The 22,075-nt window shown below is 67.4% G+C and carries 20 protein-coding genes and 8 tRNA genes; 15 read left to right on the top strand and 13 right to left on the bottom strand.

Annotated features, from left to right (window positions below; genetic code table 11):
* Positions 1 to 93 precede the first annotated feature (93 nt).
* From ACTJIL_RS07945 to ACTJIL_RS07920, 6 genes are all read right to left on the bottom strand, one after another.
* Positions 94 to 849, bottom strand: coding sequence for a Bax inhibitor-1/YccA family protein (locus tag ACTJIL_RS07945; RefSeq protein WP_440754988.1), 756 nt, complete (start codon positions 847 to 849; stop codon positions 94 to 96).
* Positions 850 to 952: 103 nt separating this feature from the next.
* A tRNA-Leu gene (locus ACTJIL_RS07940) sits at positions 953 to 1,037 on the bottom strand.
* A gap of 92 nt (positions 1,038 to 1,129) precedes the next feature.
* Positions 1,130 to 1,205, bottom strand: a tRNA-Lys gene (locus ACTJIL_RS07935).
* Between the two features lie 112 nt (positions 1,206 to 1,317).
* Positions 1,318 to 1,394 (bottom strand) — tRNA-His (locus ACTJIL_RS07930).
* A gap of 136 nt (positions 1,395 to 1,530) precedes the next feature.
* Positions 1,531 to 1,607 (bottom strand) — tRNA-Arg (locus tag ACTJIL_RS07925).
* 40 nt (positions 1,608 to 1,647) lie between these two features.
* Positions 1,648 to 1,724 (bottom strand) — tRNA-Pro (locus tag ACTJIL_RS07920).
* A 240-nt stretch (positions 1,725 to 1,964) separates the two neighbouring features.
* Here ACTJIL_RS07920 and tig point away from each other — a divergent pair.
* From tig to ACTJIL_RS07880, 8 genes are all read left to right on the top strand, one after another.
* Positions 1,965 to 3,266, top strand: a complete 1,302-nt coding sequence (gene tig, locus ACTJIL_RS07915) for a trigger factor (RefSeq protein WP_440754987.1) — start codon at positions 1,965 to 1,967, stop codon at positions 3,264 to 3,266.
* Positions 3,267 to 3,271: 5 nt separating this feature from the next.
* Positions 3,272 to 3,898 carry an ATP-dependent Clp endopeptidase proteolytic subunit ClpP gene (gene clpP, locus ACTJIL_RS07910; RefSeq protein WP_440754986.1) on the top strand — a complete coding sequence of 209 codons (627 nt, stop codon included), beginning with the start codon at positions 3,272 to 3,274 and terminating at the stop codon, positions 3,896 to 3,898.
* Between the two features lie 101 nt (positions 3,899 to 3,999).
* Entirely contained in the window at positions 4,000 to 5,286 is a 1,287-nt protein-coding gene (gene clpX, locus ACTJIL_RS07905; protein ID WP_440754985.1) for an ATP-dependent Clp protease ATP-binding subunit ClpX, read from the top strand.
* Between the two features lie 173 nt (positions 5,287 to 5,459).
* On the top strand, positions 5,460 to 7,925 hold the full coding sequence (gene lon, locus ACTJIL_RS07900; RefSeq protein WP_440754984.1) for an endopeptidase La: 2,466 nt from the start codon (positions 5,460 to 5,462) through the stop codon (positions 7,923 to 7,925).
* Between the two features lie 218 nt (positions 7,926 to 8,143).
* Positions 8,144 to 8,416 carry an HU family DNA-binding protein gene (locus ACTJIL_RS07895; protein WP_440754983.1) on the top strand — a complete coding sequence of 91 codons (273 nt, stop codon included), beginning with the start codon at positions 8,144 to 8,146 and terminating at the stop codon, positions 8,414 to 8,416.
* 44 nt (positions 8,417 to 8,460) lie between these two features.
* A tRNA-Val gene (locus ACTJIL_RS07890) sits at positions 8,461 to 8,535 on the top strand.
* 30 nt (positions 8,536 to 8,565) lie between these two features.
* Positions 8,566 to 8,642, top strand: a tRNA-Asp gene (locus ACTJIL_RS07885).
* A 116-nt stretch (positions 8,643 to 8,758) separates the two neighbouring features.
* Positions 8,759 to 10,738 (top strand): SurA N-terminal domain-containing protein, encoded by a 1,980-nt coding sequence (locus ACTJIL_RS07880; RefSeq protein WP_440754982.1) that lies wholly within the window; start codon positions 8,759 to 8,761, stop codon positions 10,736 to 10,738.
* Positions 10,739 to 10,820: 82 nt separating this feature from the next.
* On the opposite strand, the gene ACTJIL_RS07875 is transcribed toward ACTJIL_RS07880, so the two are convergent.
* From ACTJIL_RS07875 to gloB, 3 genes are read right to left on the bottom strand one after another with little or no spacing between them, the layout of a single operon-like run.
* Complete coding sequence (locus ACTJIL_RS07875; protein WP_440754981.1) at positions 10,821 to 11,609, bottom strand: enoyl-ACP reductase FabI; 789 nt, start codon at positions 11,607 to 11,609, stop codon at positions 10,821 to 10,823.
* Between the two features lie 27 nt (positions 11,610 to 11,636).
* Complete coding sequence (locus tag ACTJIL_RS07870; RefSeq protein WP_440754980.1) at positions 11,637 to 12,908, bottom strand: transglycosylase SLT domain-containing protein; 1,272 nt, start codon at positions 12,906 to 12,908, stop codon at positions 11,637 to 11,639.
* Positions 12,905 to 13,669, bottom strand: coding sequence for a hydroxyacylglutathione hydrolase (gene gloB, locus ACTJIL_RS07865; protein ID WP_440754979.1), 765 nt, complete (start codon positions 13,667 to 13,669; stop codon positions 12,905 to 12,907). Before gloB ends, ACTJIL_RS07870 begins: the two co-directional genes overlap by 4 nt.
* 36 nt (positions 13,670 to 13,705) lie before the next feature.
* Here gloB and ACTJIL_RS07860 point away from each other — a divergent pair, with 36 nt between their 5' ends.
* From ACTJIL_RS07860 to dnaQ, 3 genes are read left to right on the top strand one after another with little or no spacing between them, the layout of a single operon-like run.
* Complete coding sequence (locus tag ACTJIL_RS07860) at positions 13,706 to 14,359, top strand: methyltransferase domain-containing protein (protein WP_440754978.1); 654 nt, start codon at positions 13,706 to 13,708, stop codon at positions 14,357 to 14,359.
* A complete protein-coding gene (gene rnhA / locus ACTJIL_RS07855) occupies positions 14,356 to 14,811 on the top strand; it encodes a ribonuclease HI (protein WP_440754977.1) in 456 nt (151 codons plus the stop codon). Before ACTJIL_RS07860 ends, rnhA begins: the two co-directional genes overlap by 4 nt.
* Positions 14,812 to 14,846: 35 nt before the next feature.
* On the top strand, positions 14,847 to 15,545 hold the full coding sequence (gene dnaQ, locus ACTJIL_RS07850) for a DNA polymerase III subunit epsilon (protein ID WP_440754976.1): 699 nt from the start codon (positions 14,847 to 14,849) through the stop codon (positions 15,543 to 15,545).
* Between the two features lie 106 nt (positions 15,546 to 15,651).
* On the opposite strand, the gene ACTJIL_RS07845 is transcribed toward dnaQ, so the two are convergent.
* The gene (locus ACTJIL_RS07845) at positions 15,652 to 16,356 is read right to left on the bottom strand and encodes a PP2C family protein-serine/threonine phosphatase (protein WP_440754975.1); all 705 of its coding nucleotides are present in this window, start codon (positions 16,354 to 16,356) and stop codon (positions 15,652 to 15,654) included.
* 305 nt (positions 16,357 to 16,661) lie between these two features.
* Positions 16,662 to 16,752 (bottom strand) — tRNA-Ser (locus ACTJIL_RS07840).
* A gap of 114 nt (positions 16,753 to 16,866) precedes the next feature.
* On the opposite strand from ACTJIL_RS07840, the gene ACTJIL_RS07835 reads away from it, so the two are divergent.
* The gene (locus ACTJIL_RS07835; protein ID WP_440754974.1) at positions 16,867 to 17,274 is read left to right on the top strand and encodes a DUF6165 family protein; all 408 of its coding nucleotides are present in this window, start codon (positions 16,867 to 16,869) and stop codon (positions 17,272 to 17,274) included.
* A 75-nt stretch (positions 17,275 to 17,349) separates the two neighbouring features.
* Here ACTJIL_RS07835 and ACTJIL_RS07830 read toward each other — a convergent pair whose 3' ends face one another.
* The gene (locus ACTJIL_RS07830) at positions 17,350 to 17,700 is read right to left on the bottom strand and encodes a hypothetical protein (RefSeq protein WP_440754973.1); all 351 of its coding nucleotides are present in this window, start codon (positions 17,698 to 17,700) and stop codon (positions 17,350 to 17,352) included.
* A gap of 542 nt (positions 17,701 to 18,242) precedes the next feature.
* Positions 18,243 to 19,316 carry a glycosyltransferase family 9 protein gene (locus tag ACTJIL_RS07825; protein WP_440754972.1) on the bottom strand — a complete coding sequence of 358 codons (1,074 nt, stop codon included), beginning with the start codon at positions 19,314 to 19,316 and terminating at the stop codon, positions 18,243 to 18,245.
* Positions 19,317 to 19,336: 20 nt separating this feature from the next.
* Here ACTJIL_RS07825 and ACTJIL_RS07820 point away from each other — a divergent pair, with 20 nt between their 5' ends.
* Genes ACTJIL_RS07820 through moaA form a run of 3 tightly spaced genes read left to right on the top strand, consistent with a single transcriptional unit; the run spans position 19,337 to position 21,918 of the window.
* A complete protein-coding gene (locus tag ACTJIL_RS07820; protein WP_440754971.1) occupies positions 19,337 to 20,095 on the top strand; it encodes a 3-deoxy-D-manno-octulosonic acid kinase in 759 nt (252 codons plus the stop codon).
* Positions 20,096 to 20,140: 45 nt separating this feature from the next.
* Positions 20,141 to 20,899 (top strand): MBL fold metallo-hydrolase, encoded by a 759-nt coding sequence (locus tag ACTJIL_RS07815; protein ID WP_440754970.1) that lies wholly within the window; start codon positions 20,141 to 20,143, stop codon positions 20,897 to 20,899.
* Positions 20,896 to 21,918 carry a GTP 3',8-cyclase MoaA gene (gene moaA, locus ACTJIL_RS07810; RefSeq protein WP_440754969.1) on the top strand — a complete coding sequence of 341 codons (1,023 nt, stop codon included), beginning with the start codon at positions 20,896 to 20,898 and terminating at the stop codon, positions 21,916 to 21,918. Before ACTJIL_RS07815 ends, moaA begins: the two co-directional genes overlap by 4 nt.
* Positions 21,919 to 22,075 lie beyond the last annotated feature (157 nt).

Below are 22,075 nucleotides of genomic sequence, written 5' to 3'. Positions count from 1 at the left end.
CCTGCAGTGCTCGATTCGGCTACGCGCCTCCGACATGGAGCAGGGAACGAAAAAAGGCGCCGAAGCGCCTTCTTCCGTCCGCGGCTGACAGTGTCAGTTGCGCGACTGCAGCTTCGACAGCAGCCGCAGGAACTCGATGTACAGCCACACCAGCGTGACCATCAGGCCGAACGCGCCGTACCACTCCATGTACTTCGGCGCGCCGCGCTCGACGCCGGTCTCGATGAAGTCGAAGTCCAGCACCAGGTTGAGCGCGGCGATCACCACCACGAACAGGCTGAAGCCGATGCCGACGATGCCGTTGCCGTGGATCATCGGGATATCGACTCCGAAGAAGCCCAGCACGATCGTCGCCAGGTAGACCAGCGCGATGCCGCCGGTCGCCGCAACCACGCCCATCTTGAAGTTCTCGGTGGCCTTGATCAGGCCCGAGCGATAGGCGAACAGCAGCGCGAACAGCGTGCCGAAGGTCAGCAGCACGGCCTGGAACGCGATGCCGGGATACCTGGCCTCGAAGACTGCGGAGATGCCGCCGAGGAAGAGGCCTTCCACCAGTGCGTACATCGGCGCGGTGACCGGCGCCCATTCCTTCTTGAACACCGTGACCATGGCGAGGATGAAGCCGCCGATCAGGCCGCCCCAGACATAGAGGCCGCCGGTCATGCCTTCCGCGGTGACCTCGACCTGGTTCCAGGCGAACGCCGCGGTGATCACGGCCAGCACGAGCAGGAGCCCGGTCTTGTTGACCGTGCCGTTCAGGGTCATCGCGCCGCTGGCGCGCGAGACGACGGTACCGCTGCCAAGGTCGAGGAAGGTGGATTCCTTCAAAGCCGGGTTGCCGCTACGCATTGGAGTCCTCGCAAGGAGTGTCTGTTCAGGCCAGATATGAGGATACAGGGCAGCCGGTTTCAAGGTCGCCCTGGCGTGAATGCCGATGGGATGGAGATCGGGCTGGTGCGAAAGGGGGGACTCGAACCCCCACGCCTTGCGGCACTGGTACCTAAAACCAGGGCGTCTACCAATTCCGCCACTTTCGCGATACCGGGCGCCAGGCGGCGCAGGCGCATCTTACGCGCCGGCATGAACCCGGCAACAAAAAAAGCGCCCGGTTGCCCGGGCGCCTGAAGTTTGGTGGGCCGTCAAGGATTCGAACCTTGGACCTATTGATTAAGAGTCAACTGCTCTACCAACTGAGCTAACGGCCCCGAACTCGAATAATAACGCAGCCGCGCATCGCGCGACAATTCTTTTTGCCGACCTGATCATCGTGGCCGATCGCGGTCCCGGTGCATCCTGCTTCCGGGCTCGCTGCAAGGGTGGGGTGGCTGAGGGGACTCGAACCCCCGACATCTGGAATCACAATCCAGGACTCTAACCAACTGAGCTACAGCCACCATTGGAGCATTCCGGAAAGCCCGTTTCCCCGGGCTTCCCGCCGACATCCAGAATTGCCGGAAGCCGGTAGTGCGTTGTCGCGACGCGTCGGGCGTACGGCCCAACGTGAATCCACCGGGAATACCCGGTCCGGCGTGGCGCGCCCGGCAGGACTCGAACCTGCAACCACCGGCTTAGAAGGCCGGTGCTCTATCCGGTTGAGCTACGGGCGCCTGGGCGCATGATAGCGGGCCGGAGAGGGCGGTCGGCGGATGGTCGGGGTAGAGGGATTCGAACCCCCGACATCCTGCTCCCAAAGCAGGCGCGCTACCAGACTGCGCTATACCCCGCCGGTGCCGCACGGTTGGTTCGGGTTCCCCGGCGATGCCACGTCCGCGGAAGGCCGGCCATTGTCCGGAGCGTACGATCCGCTGTCAACGCGCGCGCGCGGATTCCGGCTGGCGGCCGGGCCCGGAATCAGCGAAACTAGACCGTTCCGCTGTCCGGCGGGCTCATTGCGGGCCTTTCGCCGCCCGGCACATGGTTTCCAACATCATCCCGCGAAGGCCTCGCGGATCGCAGGAGAGGGTATGCAAGTTTCGGTTGAATCCCTGGGCAATCTCGAGCGCCGCATGACGTTCCGCCTGCCGGCGGAGCGCCTCGAGGACCAGGTGGGCGGTCGCCTGCGCGAGATCGCGCGCACGGCCCGCATCAAGGGTTTCCGTCCCGGCAAGATACCGGCGAAGGTCATCGAGCAGCGCTTCGGCAAGCAGGTGCGCGACGAGGTCCTGGACGGCCTGCTGCGCGAAGGCTTCGACGAGGCCGTGCGCGACAACGCCCTGCGCCTGGCCGGCAGCCCGAAGATCGAGCGCAGCGAGGACGGCGGCGACAAGGAACTGGCCTACGTGGCCACGTTCGAAGTGGTGCCGGACTTCGGCGAGATCGACGTCTCCAAGCTCAACGTCGCCCGCCACACGGCGGAGGTGACCGAGGCCGACATCGACCGCATGATCGAGAACCTGCGCATGCAGCGCCGCAGCTGGACCGCGGTGACGCGCCCGGCCCAGGCCGAGGATGCCGTCGACGTGGAGACCTGGTCGCAGGTCGGCGACGAGCGCCTGCCGGCCGAGGGCGCCGAGCGCGGCGTGACCGTGATCGGCACCGGCGGCATGTACCCCGAGATCGAGAACGCGCTGGTCGGCATGGCCAAGGGCGACGAGAAGACCGTCGACGTCACCTTCCCGGCGGACTGGCGCGTGCCGCAGCTGGCCGGCAAGGCCGCGCAGGTGCACGTGAAGATCGAGCAGGTGTCCGAGCAGGTGCTGCCGGAAGCCGATGCCGCCTTCATCCGCAGCTTCGGGGTCAAGAGCGGCGAGCTGGACCAGTTCCGGGCCGACATCCGCACCAACCTCGAGCGCGAGCTCAAGGGGGCGCTGATGAACCGCCTGCGCCGCGAGGTCGGCGAGAACCTGGTCACCGCGTATGCGGACGTCGAGATGCCGCCGAAGCTGGTCGAGAACGAAGCGCGTGCGATGCTCCAGCAGGCGGTCGAGCAGGCGCGTCGCCAGGGCCAACAGGCCGAAGTGCCGGACAACGCGCATGAAGGCTTCATGGACGCGGCCCGCAAGCGCGTCTTGGTTGGCCTGGTGGTGGGCGAGGTTGCCCGCCGCAATGAACTGCGCCTGGACCCCAAGCGCCTGAACGAGACGCTGCGCCTGATCGCCTCGACCTACGAGGAACCCGATCAGGTCGTTGAGTTGTACCGCAACGACCCCCAACTCATGTCGGGACTGCAGAACCGGGTGATGGAAGAGCAGGTGATCGACTGGATCGCCGAGCGCGCCCAGCACACCGAGCAGGCCATGACCTTCCAGGAAGCGATCGGGAGTTGAATCGAGTGAGCCACGAAACCAAAGCCTTGAACCTCGTCCCCATGGTGGTCGAACAGACCAGCCGTGGCGAACGCGCCTACGACATCTACTCGCGCCTGTTGAAGGAGCGGGTGATCTTCCTCGTCGGCGCCATCGACGACCACATGGCCAACGTGATCGTGGCGCAGATGCTATTCCTCGAGGCGGAAAACCCCGAGAAGGACATCAGCCTGTACATCAACTCGCCCGGCGGCGTGGTCACGGCCGGCATGTCGATCTACGACACGATGCAGTTCATCAAGCCCGACGTGAGCACGATCTGCATCGGCCAGGCGGCGAGCATGGGCGCGCTGCTGCTGGCAGCCGGCGCCAAGGGCAAGCGCTACGCGCTGCCCAACTCGCGGGTGATGATCCACCAGCCGTCCGGCGGCTCGCAGGGCCAGGCGACCGACATCGAGATCCAGGCCCGCGAGATCCTGACCCTGCGCCAGCGTCTGAACGAGATCCTTGCCCGCCACACCGGGCAGTCTTTCGAGACCATCGCCAACGACACCGAGCGCGACAACTTCAAGAGCGCCGAGGCGGCCCGGGAATACGGGCTGGTCGACGAGGTCCTCGAGCGGCGTCCGGAAGACTCCATCCAGCCGGCGTAACTGGCTGATTTCATTGAAGCATCGAGCGTTCCGCCCCCGCGCTTGCGGGAGCGGACGCTATGCTATTCTCGAACCGTAATCCGCAAAGATCGACCAAAGGCATGACCGAAGACCGACAAGGCCGTTCCGGCGACAACAGCAAGATCCTGTATTGCTCGTTTTGCGGGAAGAGCCAGCACGAGGTGCGCAAGCTCATTGCGGGCCCGAGCGTGTTCATCTGCGACGAATGCGTCGAGCTGTGCAACGACATCATCCGCGAGGAGCTCGAGGAGAAGGCGCAGTCGGCGCGCAGCTCGCTGCCCAAGCCGAAGGAGATCCTCGAGGTCCTCGACCAGTACGTGATCGGCCAGTCCCGCGCCAAGCGCACGCTGGCGGTCGCCGTGTACAACCACTACAAGCGCATCGAGAGCCGGCAGAAGAACGACGACGTCGAGCTGGCCAAGTCCAACATCCTGCTGGTCGGCCCGACCGGCTCGGGCAAGACCCTGCTGGCCGAAACCCTGGCCCGCATGCTCAACGTGCCGTTCACCATGGCCGATGCCACCACGCTGACCGAAGCCGGCTATGTCGGCGAGGACGTGGAGAACATCATCCAGAAGCTGCTGCAGAAGTGCGACTACGACGTCGACAAGGCGCAGCAGGGCATCGTCTACATCGACGAGATCGACAAGATCTCGCGCAAGAGCGAAAACCCGTCGATCACCCGCGACGTGTCCGGCGAGGGCGTGCAGCAGGCGCTGCTGAAGCTGATCGAAGGCACCGTCGCCAGCGTGCCGCCGCAGGGCGGGCGCAAGCACCCGCAGCAGGAATTCCTACAGGTCGATACCCGCAATATCCTGTTCATCGTCGGCGGCGCATTCGCCGGTCTCGACAAGATCATCCAGCAGCGCAGCACCGACGCCAGCGGCATCGGCTTCGGCGCCAAGCTCAAGAGTGCCGAGCGCAAGGTCGAGGTCGGCAAGGTGCTGGCCGACGTCGAGCCCGAGGACCTGATCAAGTTCGGCCTGATCCCGGAATTCGTCGGCCGCCTGCCGGTGGTCGCCACGCTCGAGGAACTCGACGAGGCGGCGCTGGTGAAGATCCTGACCGAGCCGAAGAACGCCATCACCAAGCAGTTCAAGAAGCTGTTCGACATGGAAGGCGTGGAGCTTGAATTCCGCCAGGACGCGCTCGCGGCCATCGCCCGCAAGGCGCTCAAGCGCAAGACCGGTGCGCGGGGCCTGCGCACGATCGTCGAATCGGTGCTGCTGGACACGATGTACGACCTGCCGTCGCTGGAGAACGTCAGCAAGGTGGTCGTCGACGAGTCGGTGATCGAGCACAAGTCCGACCCGTACCTGATCTACCAGACGCCGCCGGCGGCGCCGAAAGTGGCCGCGGCCGAATAACCGGCCGCGCGCATCGGGGTGGCGCGGGAATCCCTGCCAAGCCTTTGATTCAACAGTGATTATGAAGGGCCGCTGCGATCCAGCGGCCCTTCCTGCTTGCATCCTCCGCCCGTGCGCCCCATAACGAAGCCATCGCGGCCGTGTCCGCGCACGCAGCCTATTCCGGAGTCCCGATGACCAGTCCCGCCGAACACGAAACGCTCGACCCCGGATCCGGTCCGGGACAGGACCTGCCCGTCCTGCCGCTGCGCGACGTGGTCGTTTTCCCGCACATGGTGATCCCGCTGTTCGTGGGTCGCGAGAAGTCGATCCGTGCGCTGGACCTGGCGATGGAAGCCGACAAGCGCATCCTGCTGGTCGCGCAGAAGTCGGCCGAAACCGACGATCCCGATGCCGGGGATCTGTATGAGATCGGCACCCTGGCGCAGGTGCTGCAGCTGCTCAAGCTTCCCGACGGCACGATCAAGGTGCTGGTCGAGGGCGTGGCGCGCGTGCGCGTGGGCAACGTCGGTGAACGCGACGGTTGCCTGTCGGGCCGCGGCGTCGCGGTGGAATCGACCGCCACGCGTGACCCGCGCGAGGTCGAGGCCGTCGCTCGCTCGCTGATGAGCCTGTTCGAGCAGTACGTCAAGACCAACCGCAAGCTGCCGCCGGAACTGCTGCAGACGCTGTCTGGCATCGATGAACCGGGCCGCCTGGCCGACACCATCGCCGCGCACCTGGGCGTGCGCCTGGCCGACAAGCAGCGCTTGCTCGACACCATCGACGTCGCCGACCGGCTCGAGCTGCTGGTCGGCTTCGTCGACGGCGAGATCGACGTGCAGCAGATGGAGAAGCGCATCCGCGGCCGGGTGAAGTCGCAGATGGAGAAGAGCCAGCGCGAGTACTACCTCAACGAGCAGATGAAGGCGATCCAGAAGGAGCTCGGCGAGATCGACGACGCGCCGAATGACATCGAGGAGATCGCGCGCAAGATCGCCGAGGCGGGCATGCCCAAGGCGGTCGAGGCGAAGGCGCGCTCGGAGTTCAACAAGCTCAAGCAGATGTCGCCGATGTCGGCCGAGGCCGCCGTGGTGCGCAATTACCTGGATTGGGTGCTTGGCGTGCCGTGGAAGAAGCGCAGCAAGGTGCGCAAGGACCTCGCCGCCGCGCAGGAAGTGCTCGACGCCGACCATTACGGGCTGGAGAAGGTCAAGGAGCGCATCCTCGAGTACCTCGCGGTGCAGACCCGCGTGAAGCAGATGAAGGGCGCGATCCTGTGTCTGGTCGGCCCGCCGGGCGTGGGCAAGACCTCGCTCGGGCAGTCGATCGCCAAGGCCACCAACCGCAAGTTCGTGCGCATGTCGCTCGGCGGCGTGCGCGACGAGGCCGAGATCCGTGGCCACCGCCGCACCTATGTCGGCTCGATGCCGGGCCGCATCGTGCAGAACCTCACCAAGGTCGGCACGAAGAACCCGCTGTTCATGCTCGACGAGATCGACAAGATGTCGATGGACTTCCGTGGCGATCCGTCCTCGGCGCTGCTGGAAGTGCTTGATCCGGAGCAGAACAATTCCTTCAACGACCATTACCTGGAAGTCGATCTCGACCTGTCCGAAGTGATGTTCGTGGCGACCTCCAACTCGCTCAACATCCCCGGTCCGCTGCTCGACCGCATGGAAGTCATCCGCATCCCCGGTTACACCGAGGACGAGAAGATCAACATCGCGATGCGTTACTTGGTGCCCAAGCAGATGAAGGCCAACGGCCTGCGCGACGGCGAGTTGAAGATCGCGGAGAGCGCGATCCAGGACATCGTGCGCTACTACACGCGTGAATCCGGCGTGCGCAACCTCGAGCGCGAGATCGCCAAGATCTGCCGCAAGGTGGTCAAGGAGATCGCGCTGCAGGGACCGGCGCCGGCGGGGGCGCGGAAGAAGAAGCCGCGCGCGCTCAGCGTGACTTCGAAGAATCTCGAGAAGTACCTAGGCGTGCAGCGCTTCGACTATGGCCGCGCGGAGCAGGACAACGAGATCGGCCTGGTCACCGGCCTTGCGTGGACCGAAGTCGGCGGCGACCTGCTGCAAATCGAATCGACCCTGGTGCCGGGCAAGGGCAACCTGATCCTCACCGGCCAGCTCGGCGACGTGATGAAGGAGTCGGCTTCGGCGGCGTTGTCGGTGGTGCGCGCGCGCACCGACCGGCTCGGCATCGAACTCGATTTCCTGCAGAAGCTCGACGTGCACGTGCACGTGCCCGACGGCGCGACCCCGAAGGACGGGCCGAGTGCCGGCATCGCCATGGCGACATCGCTGGTCTCGACCCTGACCAAGATCCCGGTGCGCGCGGACGTGGCGATGACCGGCGAAATCACCCTGCGCGGCAAGGTCACGGCGATCGGCGGACTGAAGGAAAAACTGCTCGCCGCATTGCGCGGCGGGATCCGCACCGTGATCATCCCGGAGGAGAACCGCAAGGACCTGGCCGACATTCCGAAGAACGTCACCCAGACGATGAAGATCGTGCCGGTGAAGTGGATCGACGAGGTGCTCGACCTCGCGCTCGAACGGCCGCTTGCGCCCAAGGTGGTCGCCGAAGGCGTGGAAGAGGTGCGGCGGGAATCGGGCAAGGCGTCCAGGCCTGCGGATGTCAAGCATTGACGTTTTTCCGTTTGCCATGAAAATGCACGGAAGCCCGGCGTTTTCCGCGCTTTTTTCGTGTTGCGCACCCCATACCCCACTGGTATAACGGCCACAACCACGAAGCAGTAAACGTACGTGCATCGGGTCAACAAGGTCCGGTAGGCCTGTGCTGTGCGCAGGGCAATCCGGCCACCACCATCAGCGGGCGATTGTCCGCACAGGGAGTTTCCAATCCAATGAACAAGAACGAATTGATCGATGCCGTCGCCGCCCATTCCGGCCTGTCCAAGGCCGACGCCGGCCGTGCGGTCGATGCCGTGGTCGGCTCGATCACCGGTGCGCTGAAGGCGGGCGAGAGCGTCAACCTGATCGGCTTCGGCACCTTCGACGTGCGCGACCGGGCAGCCCGCACCGGCCGCAACCCGCGGACCGGCGAGGAGATCCAGATCGCCGCCGCAAAAAATCCTGCATTCAAGGCTGGCAAGGCGCTCAAGGATGCCGTAAACTGATCAGCCCGCCGGCCGGGTGAGTTGTCCCGGCCAAGCCAGGCACCGGGTGCTTAGCTCAGCGGTAGAGCGTCTCCTTTACACGGAGAGGGTCGGGGGTTCGAAACCCTCAGCACCCACCAGTCGGGCGAGGCGCGAAGTTCAAGAAAAGCGGAGTGGTAGTTCAGTTGGTTAGAATGCTGGCCTGTCACGCCGGAGGTCGCGGGTTCGAGTCCCGTCCACTCCGCCAATCATCTGAAGAGGGCACCGGAAACGGTGCCCTCTTTTTTTGTGCCGTCGCCCAAGTGGGGCCTGGCGGGCCCATTGCAGGTAAACTGGCCCGCTTCGTCCCGACATTCCCGACCGATGCTGCAGAAACTCCGCGAAAAAACCTCGGGCTGGATCGCCATGGTGATCCTTGGCCTGCTGTGCATTCCGTTTGCCTTCTTCGGCATGGAGCAGTACCTGTTCCAGAGCAACCAGACGTTCGCGGCCAAGGTCGAGGCGCCGCCGAAGTGGTGGCAGTCGGCGCCGTCCTGGTGGCCGGCGACGATGCTGTGGCAGCGCGACGAGATCGACCAGAACGAGTTCCGCGACGCATTCGAGCAGGCGCGCCAGCAGCAGCGCCAGGCGCTGGGCGACAACTTCGATCCGCGCGAGTTCGAAAGCATCGACAACAAGCGCAAGGTGCTTGACGGGCTGGTCGACCAGCTGGTGATGCGGATGTCCGCCAAGCGCGCCGGCATTGCAGTGAGCGATGCGCAGGTTCGCGACGTGATCCAGTCGATCCCCGCGTTCCAGGTCGACGGCAAGTTCGATCCGCAACGCTACCAACTCGCGCTGGCGTCGCAGGTGCCGGCGATGTCGCCGCGCGGCTTCGAACAGAACGTCCGCGAGGGCCTGCAACAGTCGCTGGTGGCCAGCCAGGTGGCGGCCTCCGCGTTCGTCACCCCATCGCAGATGGATCGGCTGATGAAGCTGATCGGCGAGCGTCGCGACGTGTCGTTCGTCGTGCTGCCGGCGCCGGCCGAGGACACCGCCCCGGTCACCGATGAGGAAGCCAGCCGCTGGTACGACGCCCACAAGGCCGAGTACCGCGCGCCGGAGACCGTTTCGATCGAGTACGTGGACATCGATTCGACCGCGCTGCCCGTCGCGGCCGTGGCCGACGAAGCCGCCCTGCGTGCACGCTATGAGCAGGAAAAGGCGCGTTTCGTCGATCCCGAGCAGCGGCTTGCCTCGCATATCCTGGTCAACGTCGCCCCGGGGGCGGACGCCAAGGCGCAGAAGGCAGCGGAAGAAAAGGCTGCCAGGGTCGCCGCGGAAGCACGCAAGCCGGGCGCGGATTTCGCCGCGCTCGCCCGCGCGGAATCCGACGATGCCGGTTCGAAGGAAAACGGCGGCGACCTCGGCTGGGTGGCGCACGACGGCGGCATGGTCAAGCCGTTCGAGGACGCGCTGTTCGCGATGCAGGCCGGCGACGTGAGCGAGCCGGTCAAGACCGAGTTCGGCTGGCATGTGATCCAGCTGCGCGAAGTCAGGAGCGGCAAGCAGACCTCGTTCGAGGACGCGCGCGACGAACTCGCGCGGGAACAGGCCGATGTCGACCGCGAGCGTGCATTCAACGAGTTGACCGGCAAGCTGGTCGACCAGGTGCTGAAGAATCCCAGTGCGCTCGCGCCCGCAGCACGCGCGGTGAACCTTCCGGTGCAGAAGCTCGGGCCGTTTGCGCGCGGGCAGGGCACCGGCGTTGCCGCCAGCCAGGCGGTGGTCCGCGCGGCGTTCTCCGAATCGCTGATCCAGGACGGGACGGTGAGCGACCCGATCGAAATCGCGCCCGGCCACAGCGTGGTGATCCGCGTCACCCAGCACACGCCGGAACGCGCGCTGGCGCTGACGGAAGTGAAGGACAGGGTGGCCGCCGAGATCCGCGGCGACCGCATGCGCAAGGCCACGCAGGCAGCGGCCGACGCGATGGTCGCCAAGCTCAAGGGCGGAGAAGCGCTGTCCGCATTGGCGTCGGCGAACGGTCTGACCGCGCAGGACGTGCCGAACGTGCCGCGCGGCGTACCGGTGCCGGATCCGGCCGCGACCGAGGCCTATTTCGAGGTGCCGGTGCCCGCGACAGGCAAGGTGTCGCCCGGCCGGGTGGTACTGGATAACGGCAGCGCGGTGGTGTTTGCGGTGACCAAGGTCACGCCCGGCGATCCGAAGGAAGCGTCGGAGCAGGAGCGGACGGCCCTGCAGCAGCAGCTGGCGCAGCTTGCGGGCAACGAGGATGCCAGTGGCATGCTCAAGTCGCTGCGCAAGCGGATGAAGATCACGGTCGCCGAATCACGGCTCTGACCAGCTTCGCGCGGCAATGAAAAAGCCCGGCATCGCCGGGCTTTTTCGTATCCCTTGCTGGCGGCCGTGACCGGTCGGAGCTTCAGTCGATCCCGGCCATGCCGACGACGCTGAACCCGGCATCGACGTAGGTCACCTCGCCGGTGATGCCGGCGGCCAGGTCCGAGCACAGGAACGCGGCGGCGTTGCCGACGTCCTCGATGGTGACGTTGCGGCGCAGCGGTGCGGTGGCCTCGAAGGTGCTGAGCATCTTGCGGAAGTTGCCCACGCCCGATGCGGCCAGGGTCTTGATCGGGCCGGCGGAGATCGCGTTGACGCGGGTGCCCTCGGGGCCGAGGTTGAGCGCCAGGTAGCGCACCGTGGATTCAAGGCTGGCCTTGGCCACGCCCATGACGTTGTAGTTCTGCAGCGCGCGAATCGAGCCGAGGTAGCTCAGGGTCAGGATCGCGCCATTGCGGCCCTTCATCTGCGGCCGCGCGGCCTTCGCCAGCGCTGCCAGCGAATAGGCCGAAATGTCCTGGGCGATGGCGAAGTTCTCGCGGGTCAGGCCGTCAAGGAAATCGCCACCGATCGCCTCGCGCGGCGCATAGGCGATGCAGTGGACGAGGATGTCGAAGCCGTCGCTCCAGTGCTTGCCCAGTTCGGTGAAGCAGGCGTCGATCTGTTCGTCGGAGGCCACGTCCAGCGGCAGCACGATGTTGGAACCGTACTCCTTCGCCGCATCTTCCACGCGCGAGCGCAGCTTGTCGGTCTGGTAGGTGAGGGCCAGTTCGGCGCCTTGGCGGTGCATCGCCTCGGCGATTCCGGTGGCGATCGAGCGCTGGCTGGCGATGCCCGTGATCAGGGCGCGTTTGCCTTGCAGGAAACCCATGGTGTTCTCGCTGGTTGAGCAATGGCTCTATTCTGGCACGGCCGACAGGCTCTCGGGAGCGGGAGCGGCCGCAACCGGCGCGTCGATCTCCAGCACCATGCCGGGTCGCAGCATGTCGTCGGCGGACAGACCGTTGCGTTCGAGCAACTCGGCGCGGCTCACGCCGTAGCGCTTGGCCAGGCGCCAGATCGAGTCGCCGCGCTGCACGGTGTGCGAGCGGGTCGAGGACGACGAAGCCGTTTCCGTTCTTGCATCGGCGTCCGCTGCGGGCGGGTTGATGACGATGGCGTCGGAGGCGTCGGCGAGGGTAGTGGTCTGAGTCGCCTGATCCGCGGCAGGCGCGCGGCCCGGCGCGAGCGGGACGAGGACCTGCATCGGGCGGTTGCCCTTCGCGATGCGGCCACCCGCGAAGGCCGGATTGATGCGCCGTACATTGGCCGGGTCAAGGTCGTGCTGCCGCGCCCAGGCGTCGAGGCTGGACGTCCCTGCGGGCAGTGGCTTCGGTGCCAGCACCGCCACCGGCCGGTCGAGGGCCTGCAGCCATTCCTCCCGGTCGTCGGCCTGGTCCAGCACGCAGGACAGCGCGTGCAATTTGCGCACGTAGGCCCGGGTGATCCCGGACAAGCCGACCAGTTTTTCCGGATCGGCATCCATCGCGCGCTGGCCGCTGTGCTTGAGTGCGCCGAGCACGCGGTATTCGCCGGCGTTGTAGGCCATCACCGCCAGCCGCCAGTCGCCGGCGAACATGCCATGCAGGGTCTTGAGGTAGCGCACTGCGGCCTGGGTCGATTCGACCGGCGACAGGCGGCCGTCGTAGCCCGGACGGATCGCGATCTTATGGTTGCGCGCGGTCAGGGCGATGAACTGCCACAGCCCGGCCGGCCCGGAGCCGCTGCGGGCGCCGGGCTTGTAGCCGCTCTCGACGAACGGAATCAAGGCGTATTCGGTCGGCAGGTGCGCCTCGCGCAGCGCGTCGACCACGTAGCCGAACAGCGGCAGCACGTCGTCGTTGCGCTCGGCCAGTCGCTTCGGCGCGGCGGCGAAATGCCGCTGCCAGCGCTGGCTGGTGTCGGGCCCGCAGGACGGGTCGGCCAGGCCCTCACGGAAGCTGGCATAGATCTCGCGGCCGTTGCGGGTGGCGGGGGGCGCGGCCGTTGCGGCGGATTCCACGGCCGGTGTTGCCACGGCCGTCGTTGCCGGTTGCGGGGTCGCGGATCCCGCGGTCTGGGCGCCCGCCAGCGCGAGCAGGCCCGCCAGTGCGGTCGACAGCCGCCGGGCGGCGGGAGCGGGCCGCGTCATGCGCGGAATCCGTCCTTCCAGCGCCGCAGCGCGGCGAACGCTTCGACCCGGCTGTGGATCGGATGGCCGGTCTGGCCGACGATCGCCGCACGGACGGCGGGCGCGTCGATGCGCAGGAACGGATTGGCCTCGCATTCGGCGGCGAGGGAACTGGGCAGGGTGGGACGACCGGATTGGCGCATCGCCTGGGCTTCCTCGATACGGCGCATGAGCGCCGGGTTGTCGGGTTCGACCACGCGCGCGAAGGCGGCGTTGGACAGCGTGTATTCGTGACCGCAGCAGACGCGGGTGTTGCCGGGCAGGGCAGACAGCTTTTCGAGCGAGTCCAGCATCTGCGCCGGGGTACCCTCGAACAGGCGCCCGCAACCGAGACTGAACAGCGTGTCGCCGCAAAACAAGAGCCCATGGCCGTGGAATGCGATGTGGCTCACGGTATGGCCGGGCACGGCGAGGGTGTCGAAGCCCCATTCGCCCACCTGGACCCGATCGCCGCCGCCCACCCGCCGGCTGGCGACGGTGATCCGTTCGTCGTCCGGCGCGATCACCGGCAGCGACGGCCAGCGTTCAAGCAGTTCGTCCACGCCACCGATGTGGTCGTGGTGGTGGTGGGTCAGCAGGATCCCCACCGGCTTCAAGCCGTCGGCGGCGGCGGACAGCACCGGCCCGGCCTCGCCGGGATCGACGACCAGGGCATTCCCGGCCTCGTCGCGCAGCGTCCAGATGTAGTTGTCGTCGAACGCGGGCAGCGGCAGCAGGTGCATCGGGGGGAGGTTCCCGGGGCCGTTAGAATGGCGACCATGCCCCCGCTTTCCGCCACCGGTCAACCCGACAACCCCCGCGCCTGGTTCGGAACCGACGCCGGCCTGGCGCTGCTCGAGAGCGAGCGGCCCGCGGTCCTGCGCGCCCTGGCCGAGCGCCCGGCGCTGCCGTGGCTGTGGCTGGGCCCGATCGAACAGGTGACCCGGGTCGACGGCGACGGGCTGCATCTGGTGGCTTCGGGCGGCGGTTGGTCCGGCGATGCGCATTGCGGCCTGCCGCTGCCGCTGGCCAGCGAGTCGATCGGCGTGGTCGTGCTGCAGCACGTGGCCGCGCGCGGCCGCGCCGGACGCGGGTTGTTCGCCGAATGCGCCCGCGTGCTCGCGCCGGGCGGGCGGCTGTGGGTATTCGCACTCAATCCCCTGGCGCCGTACCGCTGGCACTGGCGCGGCGCCGGCCTGGGCGCCTCCGAGCCGCTGACCTGGCGCCGCCGAATGCGCGAGGCCGGGCTCGCGCCGGAGCCGGTCTCGCAGGGCCTCGGCCCGCGCTGGCAGGTGCGCGTGGCGCACGAGCCACAGAACGGGCCGGGGATGCGCGCGGCCTACGCGATCCGCGCCGAGAAGCGCGCCTGGCCGCTGACGCCCGTGCGCCAGCGCCAACGGCTGCCGATGCCCGAAGGAATCCCCGCTGCATGAAGCATGTAGAGATCCATACCGACGGGGCCTGCCTGGGCAACCCCGGCCCCGGCGGCTGGGCCGCGTTGCTGCGCTACGGCGCCCGCGAGCGCGAACTGGCCGGCGGCGAAGCGCAGACCACCAACAACCGCATGGAGCTGATGGCCGCGATCATGGCGCTGGAAACGCTCACCGAGCCGTGCAGCGTGATCCTGCACACCGATTCGCAGTACGTGCGCCAGGGCATCACCGAGTGGATGCCGAACTGGCTGCGCCGCAACTGGAAAACTGCCGGCGGCGCGCCGGTCAAGAACCGCGACCTGTGGGAACGCCTGCACGCCGCGACTGCGCGCCATCGCATCGACTGGCGCTGGGTGAAGGGCCATTCCGGCGATCCGGACAACGAGCGCGTCGACGTGCTTGCCCGTGACGAGGCCATCAAGCTCAAGGCCGTCGCGAACACCATGCTGTAGCCTTCTTTCCGACTTCAGGATTCCCTTTCCCGCGCATGCGCCAGATCGTCCTCGACACCGAAACCACCGGCCTGGAATGGAAGAAGGGCAACCGCGTCGTCGAGATCGGCTGCGTGGAGTTGCTCGAACGCAGGCCCACCGGGCGCACGTACCACCAGTACATCCATCCGGAGCGCCAGTTCGAGCCCGGGGCGCAGGAAGTCACCGGCCTGACCCTGGAGTTCCTTGCTGACAAGCCGAAGTTCGCCGCGATCGCGGACGAGTTCCTGGCCTTCATCGATGGCGCCGAACTGGTGATCCACAACGCCGCGTTCGACGTCGGCTTCCTCGATCACGAACTGTCGCGCCTGGGCGACCACTACGGCCGCATCCGCGATCGTTTCCAGGTGCTCGATTCGCTGGAACTCGCGCGCCAGCGCTACCCGGGCCAGCGCAATTCGCTCGACGCGCTGTGCCGGCGGCTGGGCGTGGACAACTCGCATCGCCAGCTGCACGGGGCGCTGCTCGATGCGCAACTGCTGGCCGAGGCCTACCTGGCCCTGACCGCCGGGCAGAGCGAGATCGGTTTCGGCAGTGCGGACGTGGTGGAAACGCGCAATGCCACCGTGTCGCTGGGTGCGGTTGCACGCGGCCCGCGGCCGGAGGTCATCGTCGATGAGGCCGACCTGGCCGCGCATGCGGCACGGCTGGAGGCGATCCGGAAAAGGGCGGGCAGCGCAGTGTGGGACCGGTAGCAAAGGCCTGCCGCGTCCCTGGTTGACCTCATCCCGCTGACAACGCACCCGCGCCGTCACGCCGCGAACGCTTCGCGTCCATGACCGCTCCCACATCGGGAGCAGATCAGTGGCGGCGCACCAGGACGACGGTGACGTTGTCCGAGCCGCCGCCATCGAGCGCCGCCGCCACCAGTCCGTCGACGCACTCCTGCGCGCTGCATTCGGTATGCGCCAGCACCTGCGAGATGCCGCGGTCGTCGACCTCCTCGGTGAGGCCGTCGCTGCACAACAGCAACTGCATGCCCGGCAGCAGGTCGCCCGAGAGGGTCTCGACGTTGAGGTTCTGCGGATCGGTCACCCCCAGCGCCTGGGTCACCACGTTGCGATGCGGATGGGTGCGCGCCTGGTCGACGGTGATCGTGCCCTGCGAGATCAGTTCCTGCACGTAGCTGTGGTCCTGCGACAACTGCGCCAGCTTGCGCTCGTGCCACAGGTAGATGCGGCTGTCGCCGACCCAGGCCACCTCGAAGTGGTTGCCGGCGATGCGCACGGCCACCACGGTGGTGCCCATCGGCAGCGAATCGCTGCGCTTGCGCGAGGCGCGGATGATCTCCTCGTCGGCGATCCGGATCGCCTGCTGCAGCGGCGTGCCCTGGCGGATCTCGCGGACGATCGCCTCGCGCGCCAGCGCGCTGGCGACCTCGCCGTACTCGTGTCCCCCCATGCCATCGGCCACCAGCCACAGGCCCAGTTCGCTGTCGCCGTAGTACGTGTCCTCGTTCAGCTCGCGCCGCAGGCCGACATGGGTCAGGTGTCCGAACTCGATCATGGGCAGCTCTGCGGGCAGCGGCGGGCGGGAACCTTCTCGTCCCGGACAACGTGAAGATGAGGCTGAACAGGACGGAGGCAGGCCCCCCGCGGGGAAAATAGGAAGAAATACATGATGCTGGCGTGGAGGCGGGGCCTGGTCCGATGGCCATGAAGGGTACAGGGCCGCAGTTCCGGCTTCGATGCACGGGGCATGCGAAAAATACCTGGTCCGGGATCATTCCGGGGATTGAGGCTCCTCGGAAATCCCATGGCCTTCCGGCCCCGGTCACGAAAAGGCCCCCATGCGGGGGCCTTTGCGCAATCTGGCGGAGAGGGGGGGATTCGAACCCCCGAGGCGCTATAAACGCCTGCCTGATTTCGAGTCAGGTACATTCAACCGCTCTGCCACCTCTCCGGAACTTTCCCGACGGCAGGGCCGTGACCGGGGGCGCAATGATACGGGCCGCCGCGGTGGCGGACAAGGCGAGGACGGTACACTGGGCGCTGTTTTCCCAGCCGCGAAGGGCCCATGTCCGAGATTTCCGTCCCCGTGTCGTTCGGCGAGCTGCTCGACAAGATCGCCATCCTGCAGATCAAGTCCGAGCGCATGTCCGACCCGGCCAAGCTGGCCAACGTCCGCAACGAGCTGGATGCCCTGGAAAAGACCTGGATGGCGCATCCGGCGGCCAGCCACGATATCGCCCGGATGCGCGCCGACCTGAAGGCGGTCAACGAGCGCCTGTGGGTGATCGAGGACGACATCCGCATCAAGGAGAAGGCGCAGGCCTTCGACGACGAGTTCATCCGCCTGGCCCGCAGCGTCTACGTCGAGAACGACACCCGTGCGCGGATCAAGAAGGAAATCAACCTGGCGCTGGGCTCGAGCTACGTCGAGGAGAAGTCCTACGAGGACTACGGGGCCGGCGGCGCGGCTTGAAGACGGCGGGGCGGCGGGCCTGAGCCCGCTCCTCGGTGAGGGAAGGGACGTGCCGGGGCGTCAGGTCGGCCGGCTTCAGGCGGCCAGCGCGTAGGCCGACAGCGCGAACGCCAGCACCGCCACGGTGACCGCGACCAGCGACAGCCGGTTCGCGTGCCGCAGCTCGCGTTCGAGCGTGCCATTGCGCTGCTGCAGTGTCGCCAGGGTGGCTTCGAGCTGGGTCGCGCCCTGTTGCAGGGACGCCAGCGTGCGCTGCATTTCGCCGGCCAGCTGCTTGATCGCGTCCGCGTTCTGCGTCGCCGCGTCCTGCAGTTCCTTGATCTGCTGCGGGATCTTGTCCGCGCCCTTGTCGCGCGTGAACATCGGCTTGGCCATCTGGATGATGTCGGGCAGGAATGGCGCGACGACGGTGAACCAGGCTGCCATCGGGTGGAACTCCTCGGGGACGCTGGGGGTTGCGCGAGTATGCCAGTGCGCATTGCGGGGGCCCGCGAAGCAGTTCTCGTGGAAGCCCTTCTCTAGCTTGCAGGGGAAGACGCCCGAAGACCTACCCCCGAGTGCTTTATTGGGGGACGGATAAGGGGGCAAGCGAAGCGAGTTGCCTTTGCGGTCAAAGATCAAGAGCGTTTCGCGCCGTGATGGCGCGAGTCACCTTTCTTTGCTTGTGCAAAGAAACGTGACCCAAAGAAACACACCCCGCCTGCGCGCCCGGCGCTGCGCACCGGGTTCGCGGAGCCGGCGGGAATTTTTCGAAGGGGCATCCTGCCCCTGCGAAAAACGCCGCACATCCTTGTGCGGCGCCCCTTGCGGGGTTTTGCCCGCCGTCTCCGCCGCTTCGGAGGGGCCCCGAAGGTCAAGATCAACGGCAACGGCAACGGCAACGGCAACGGCCACAGCCACAGCCACAGCCACAGCCACAGCCACAGCCACAGCCAGCCGCCCGGCCAGCGACTCCGACCTGGCTCGGTCTAACGCGTCGCAGCGAAGCGTTCGAACGCGGCAATGCCGTCGTCGACAGTCACCAGATCCATCACTCCGTCATGCTCGATCTTCGTTCCCCACTTCAGCGCGCTTGCCGGCTTGCCCAGGTACTTGCGCGCGGCGTCGTCGTAGCGGTCCACGCAGTAGCGCCGATCCGAATAGGGGCCGCTGCGCGCCGGGTTGCTGGCCGCGTGTAGGCCCAGCACCTTGGTCCCCATGGCGTTGGCGATGTGCATGGGCCCGGAGTCCGGGGTCATCACCAGGTCGGCGCGTTCCAGCAGGGCGGGCAGCTGCTTGAGGGTGTCCTTGCCGACCAGGTCCAGTGCCGGCGCCTGCATCGCGGCAAGGATCGCGTCGGCGGTGTCGCGTTCAAGCCGGCTGCGGCCGCCGCACAGCACGATGCGCCAGCCACGCGACGCGGCGTGGTCGGCGACGGCGGCATGGCGGTCGGCGCGCCAGTTGCGCAGGGCATGGCTGGAACAGGGCGAGATGAGCAGCGTCGGGGTACCGTCCTCCGGCCATTGCGCCCGCGCCCAAGCACGCGCTTCGTCCGGTACCGGCAGGTCCCAGGTGACCGCGTCCTGCTTCAGCCCGAGCGGCTCGCAGAAGCTGCCGATGGCGTCGAGCACGTGGATTCCCGGGCGGTCGGGGATGCGTTCGTTGACGAACAGCCCGTGCAGGTCCTTCGAACGCGTGCGGTCGTAGCCGATGCGGCGCGCCGCCGGAATGAACGCCGACAGCAGGTTGGCGCGCGCGGCCACCTGCATCTGCAGCAGCGCATCGAAGCGCCGGCCGTCGAACTGCCGGCGCAGCGCGCGCATTCCCGCCAGCCCGGTCTGCTTGTCGTAGACGACGAAGTCCACGCCTTCGAGCCCGTCCAGCAGCCGATGCTCGGCCTTGCCGATCACCCAGGTCAGCGCCGCACCCGGCCAGGCGCGGCGCAGGGTGCGCACCAGCGGCACGACGTGGGTGGCGTCGCCAAGCGCCGACAGGCGCAGCAGGCAGATCGTGCGGGGGCCGGCCGCAACGGAAACGGCCGGAATAACGGGATCGGAAGGCATGCGCTTGTTAGACTCACCAGATGGCCGCGTTCGATGCTACCGAAAGCCTGACGCCGTTCCGCGCCGGCCGCGGAGATCGCGGTGTGGGGTCGATTCTGTTCGACGCGACGCAGCTGCGGCAAGCCGATCCGCGCTGGTTCGATCCCAAGGGCTGGGGCGAACGAGCGCAGCCGGTCAGCGACGGCGGCCGCGGCGGCGCGTGGTACATCGATGCCTCCCACGGGCCCTGCGTGCTGCGCCATTACCTGCGCGGTGGCCTGGCGGCGAAGTTCAGCCGCGACAAGTACGTCTGGCGCGGTGCCGACCGGGTGCGCAGCTTTGCAGAGTTCCGGCTGCTGCGCGACCTGCTCAAGCAGGACCTGCCCGTGCCGCGCCCGATCGCCGCCAGCTACATGCGCGAGGGTTCGTTCTATCGCGCCTCGATCCTGATGGAACGCCTGCTCGACGTGCGCTCGCTGGCCGACCTGGCTGCGCTCGATGGCCACAGCGCGCCCTGGGACGAATCCGGGCGCCTGGTCGCGCGCTTCCATCGCGCCGGGCTCGACCACGCCGACCTCAATGCCCACAACCTGCTGTTCGATGCGGATGGAAAAGGCTGGATGATCGACTTCGACCGCAGCACGCTGCGCATCCCTGCCACCGGCTGGCGCGAAGGCAACCTGGCGCGGCTGAAGCGCTCGCTGCTCAAGCAGCGCGGGCACCGCAGCGTGGCGGAGGTGGAGGAGGACTTCGCCCGCCTGCGCAAGGGTTACGACGAGCACTGGGATCGCGGTATCTGATCGATGGACCTGATCTCATGGGTATGACCTGATGGACGTGCGCTGATGGCCTGGTCGCTGCGCTTCCATGGAGTCGGCAATGCCTCGGCGGTGGCGCTGGGATCGCCGATGGCCACCATCGAGCGCGATGGCGCGCCGTGGCTCGGCATCGACTGCGGCGCCGAGGGCCTGACCGCGTATCTCGAACACTACGGCGAGGCGCCGCGCGCGCTGTTCGTCACCCACGTGCACCTGGACCACGTCGCCGGCTTCGAGCGGCTGTTCGTGTCCGATTATTTCGACGCTGCACGCCGCGGCAAGACGAAGCTCTACGTGCCCGCAACCGTGGTGCCGCTGCTGCACCGTCGCGTGGGCGACTACCCGAACGTGCTCGCCGAGGGCGGCGCGAACTTCTGGGACGCGTTCCAGCTGGTTCCCGTAAGTGATGCGTTCTGGCACGACGGCGTGCGGCTGGAGGTGTTCCCGGTGCGCCACCACTGGCCCGACACCGCCTACGGCCTGCGCCTGCGCGGCAGCCTGGTCTGGAGCGGCGACACCCGGCCGATCCCGGAAATGCTCGCGAAACATGCCGACGCCGGCGAGCTGGTCGCGCACGATTGCGCGCTGCACGGCAATCCTTCACACAGCGGCATCGACGACCTCGAGCGCGAGTATCCCGACGAACTGCTCGAACGCTGCATCCTCTATCACTATGCTGGCGTCGCCGACGGCCAGGCGCTGGCGGGGCGTGGGCATCGCATCGCCACGCCGGGCGAAGTGGTCGTACTGGCCGAGCCGACAGCGGAGCGGGGACTGCCGGCATGAACGCCGTTCTGGACGCACCGGCGATGCCGCTCGACCGCCTTGGCCGGCCGCTGCGCGACCTGCGCCTGTCGGTGATCGAAGCCTGCAACTTCCGCTGCGGCTACTGCATGCCCGCCGATCGCGTGCCCGACGATTACGGCATGGATGCGGCGTCGCGGCTGTCGTTCGACGAGATCGAGACGCTGGTGCGCGGCTTCGCACGACTGGGCGTGCACAAGCTGCGCCTGACCGGTGGCGAGCCGCTGCTGCGCAAGCGCCTGCCGGAGCTGGTGGCGCGACTGGCGGCGGTTGACGGCATCGACGACCTGGCCCTGACCACCAACGGTGCGCTGCTGGCCCGACAGGCGCGCGCGCTGCGCGATGCCGGGCTGCGGAGGATCACGATCAGCCTCGATGCACTCGACCCCGCGTTGTTCCGCACGCTGTCCGGCGACCGCGGCCAGTTGTCCGATGTGCTGGCCGGAATCGCCGCTGCGGAGGACGCAGGCTTCGAGCGCATCAAGTTCAACTGCGTCGTGCAGCGCGGCGTCAACGACGACCAGGTGCTGCCGCTGGTCGAACGCTTCCGCAGCAGCGGCCACATCGTGCGCTTCATCGAATACATGGACGTCGGCACCTGCAACGGCTGGGATGCCGGGCGCGTGCTGCCGTCGGCACAGCTGCGCGACCGCATCCACGCCCGCTGGCCGCTGCACCCGCTGGACGCCAACTACCGCGGCGAAGTCGCGTCGCGCTACGGTTTCGACGACGGCGCGGGAGAAGTCGGTTTCGTCAGTTCGATCAGCGCGCCGTTCTGCGGCGACTGCCACCGCGCGCGCGTGTCCGCCGACGGTCGCCTGTACACCTGCCTGTTCGCGGCCGAAGGCGCCGACCTGCGGCCGTGGCTGCGCGGTGGCGATGCCGCGCTGGCCGGCCATGTCGCCGGGCTGTGGACAGGGCGCGGCGACCGCTACAGCGAGCTGCGCGGACGCGCCGGCGCGTCGCGGCGGCATGTGGAGATGTTCCTGGTTGGCGGATAGCCGCTGGCCAGGCTGCCGCGCCGTGAAAGGCGCCCTGCAACAGTGCGCAGAATCGGCCCGGCGAGCCAAGTCTTTTTGTGGGAGCGGCTTCAGCCGCGAGCTTTTGGGGCCGCGGATCCGTCATCCGGATCGCGAATGCTTCTGGAAGGTGACGCAC

It is taken from the genome of Luteimonas sp. 22616 (genome assembly GCF_052044325.1).
Lineage (GTDB): Bacteria > Pseudomonadota > Gammaproteobacteria > Xanthomonadales > Xanthomonadaceae > Luteimonas.
The sequence above is the reverse complement of the archived record's forward strand: the minus strand, read 5'-3'. Positions and strand labels throughout refer to the sequence as shown.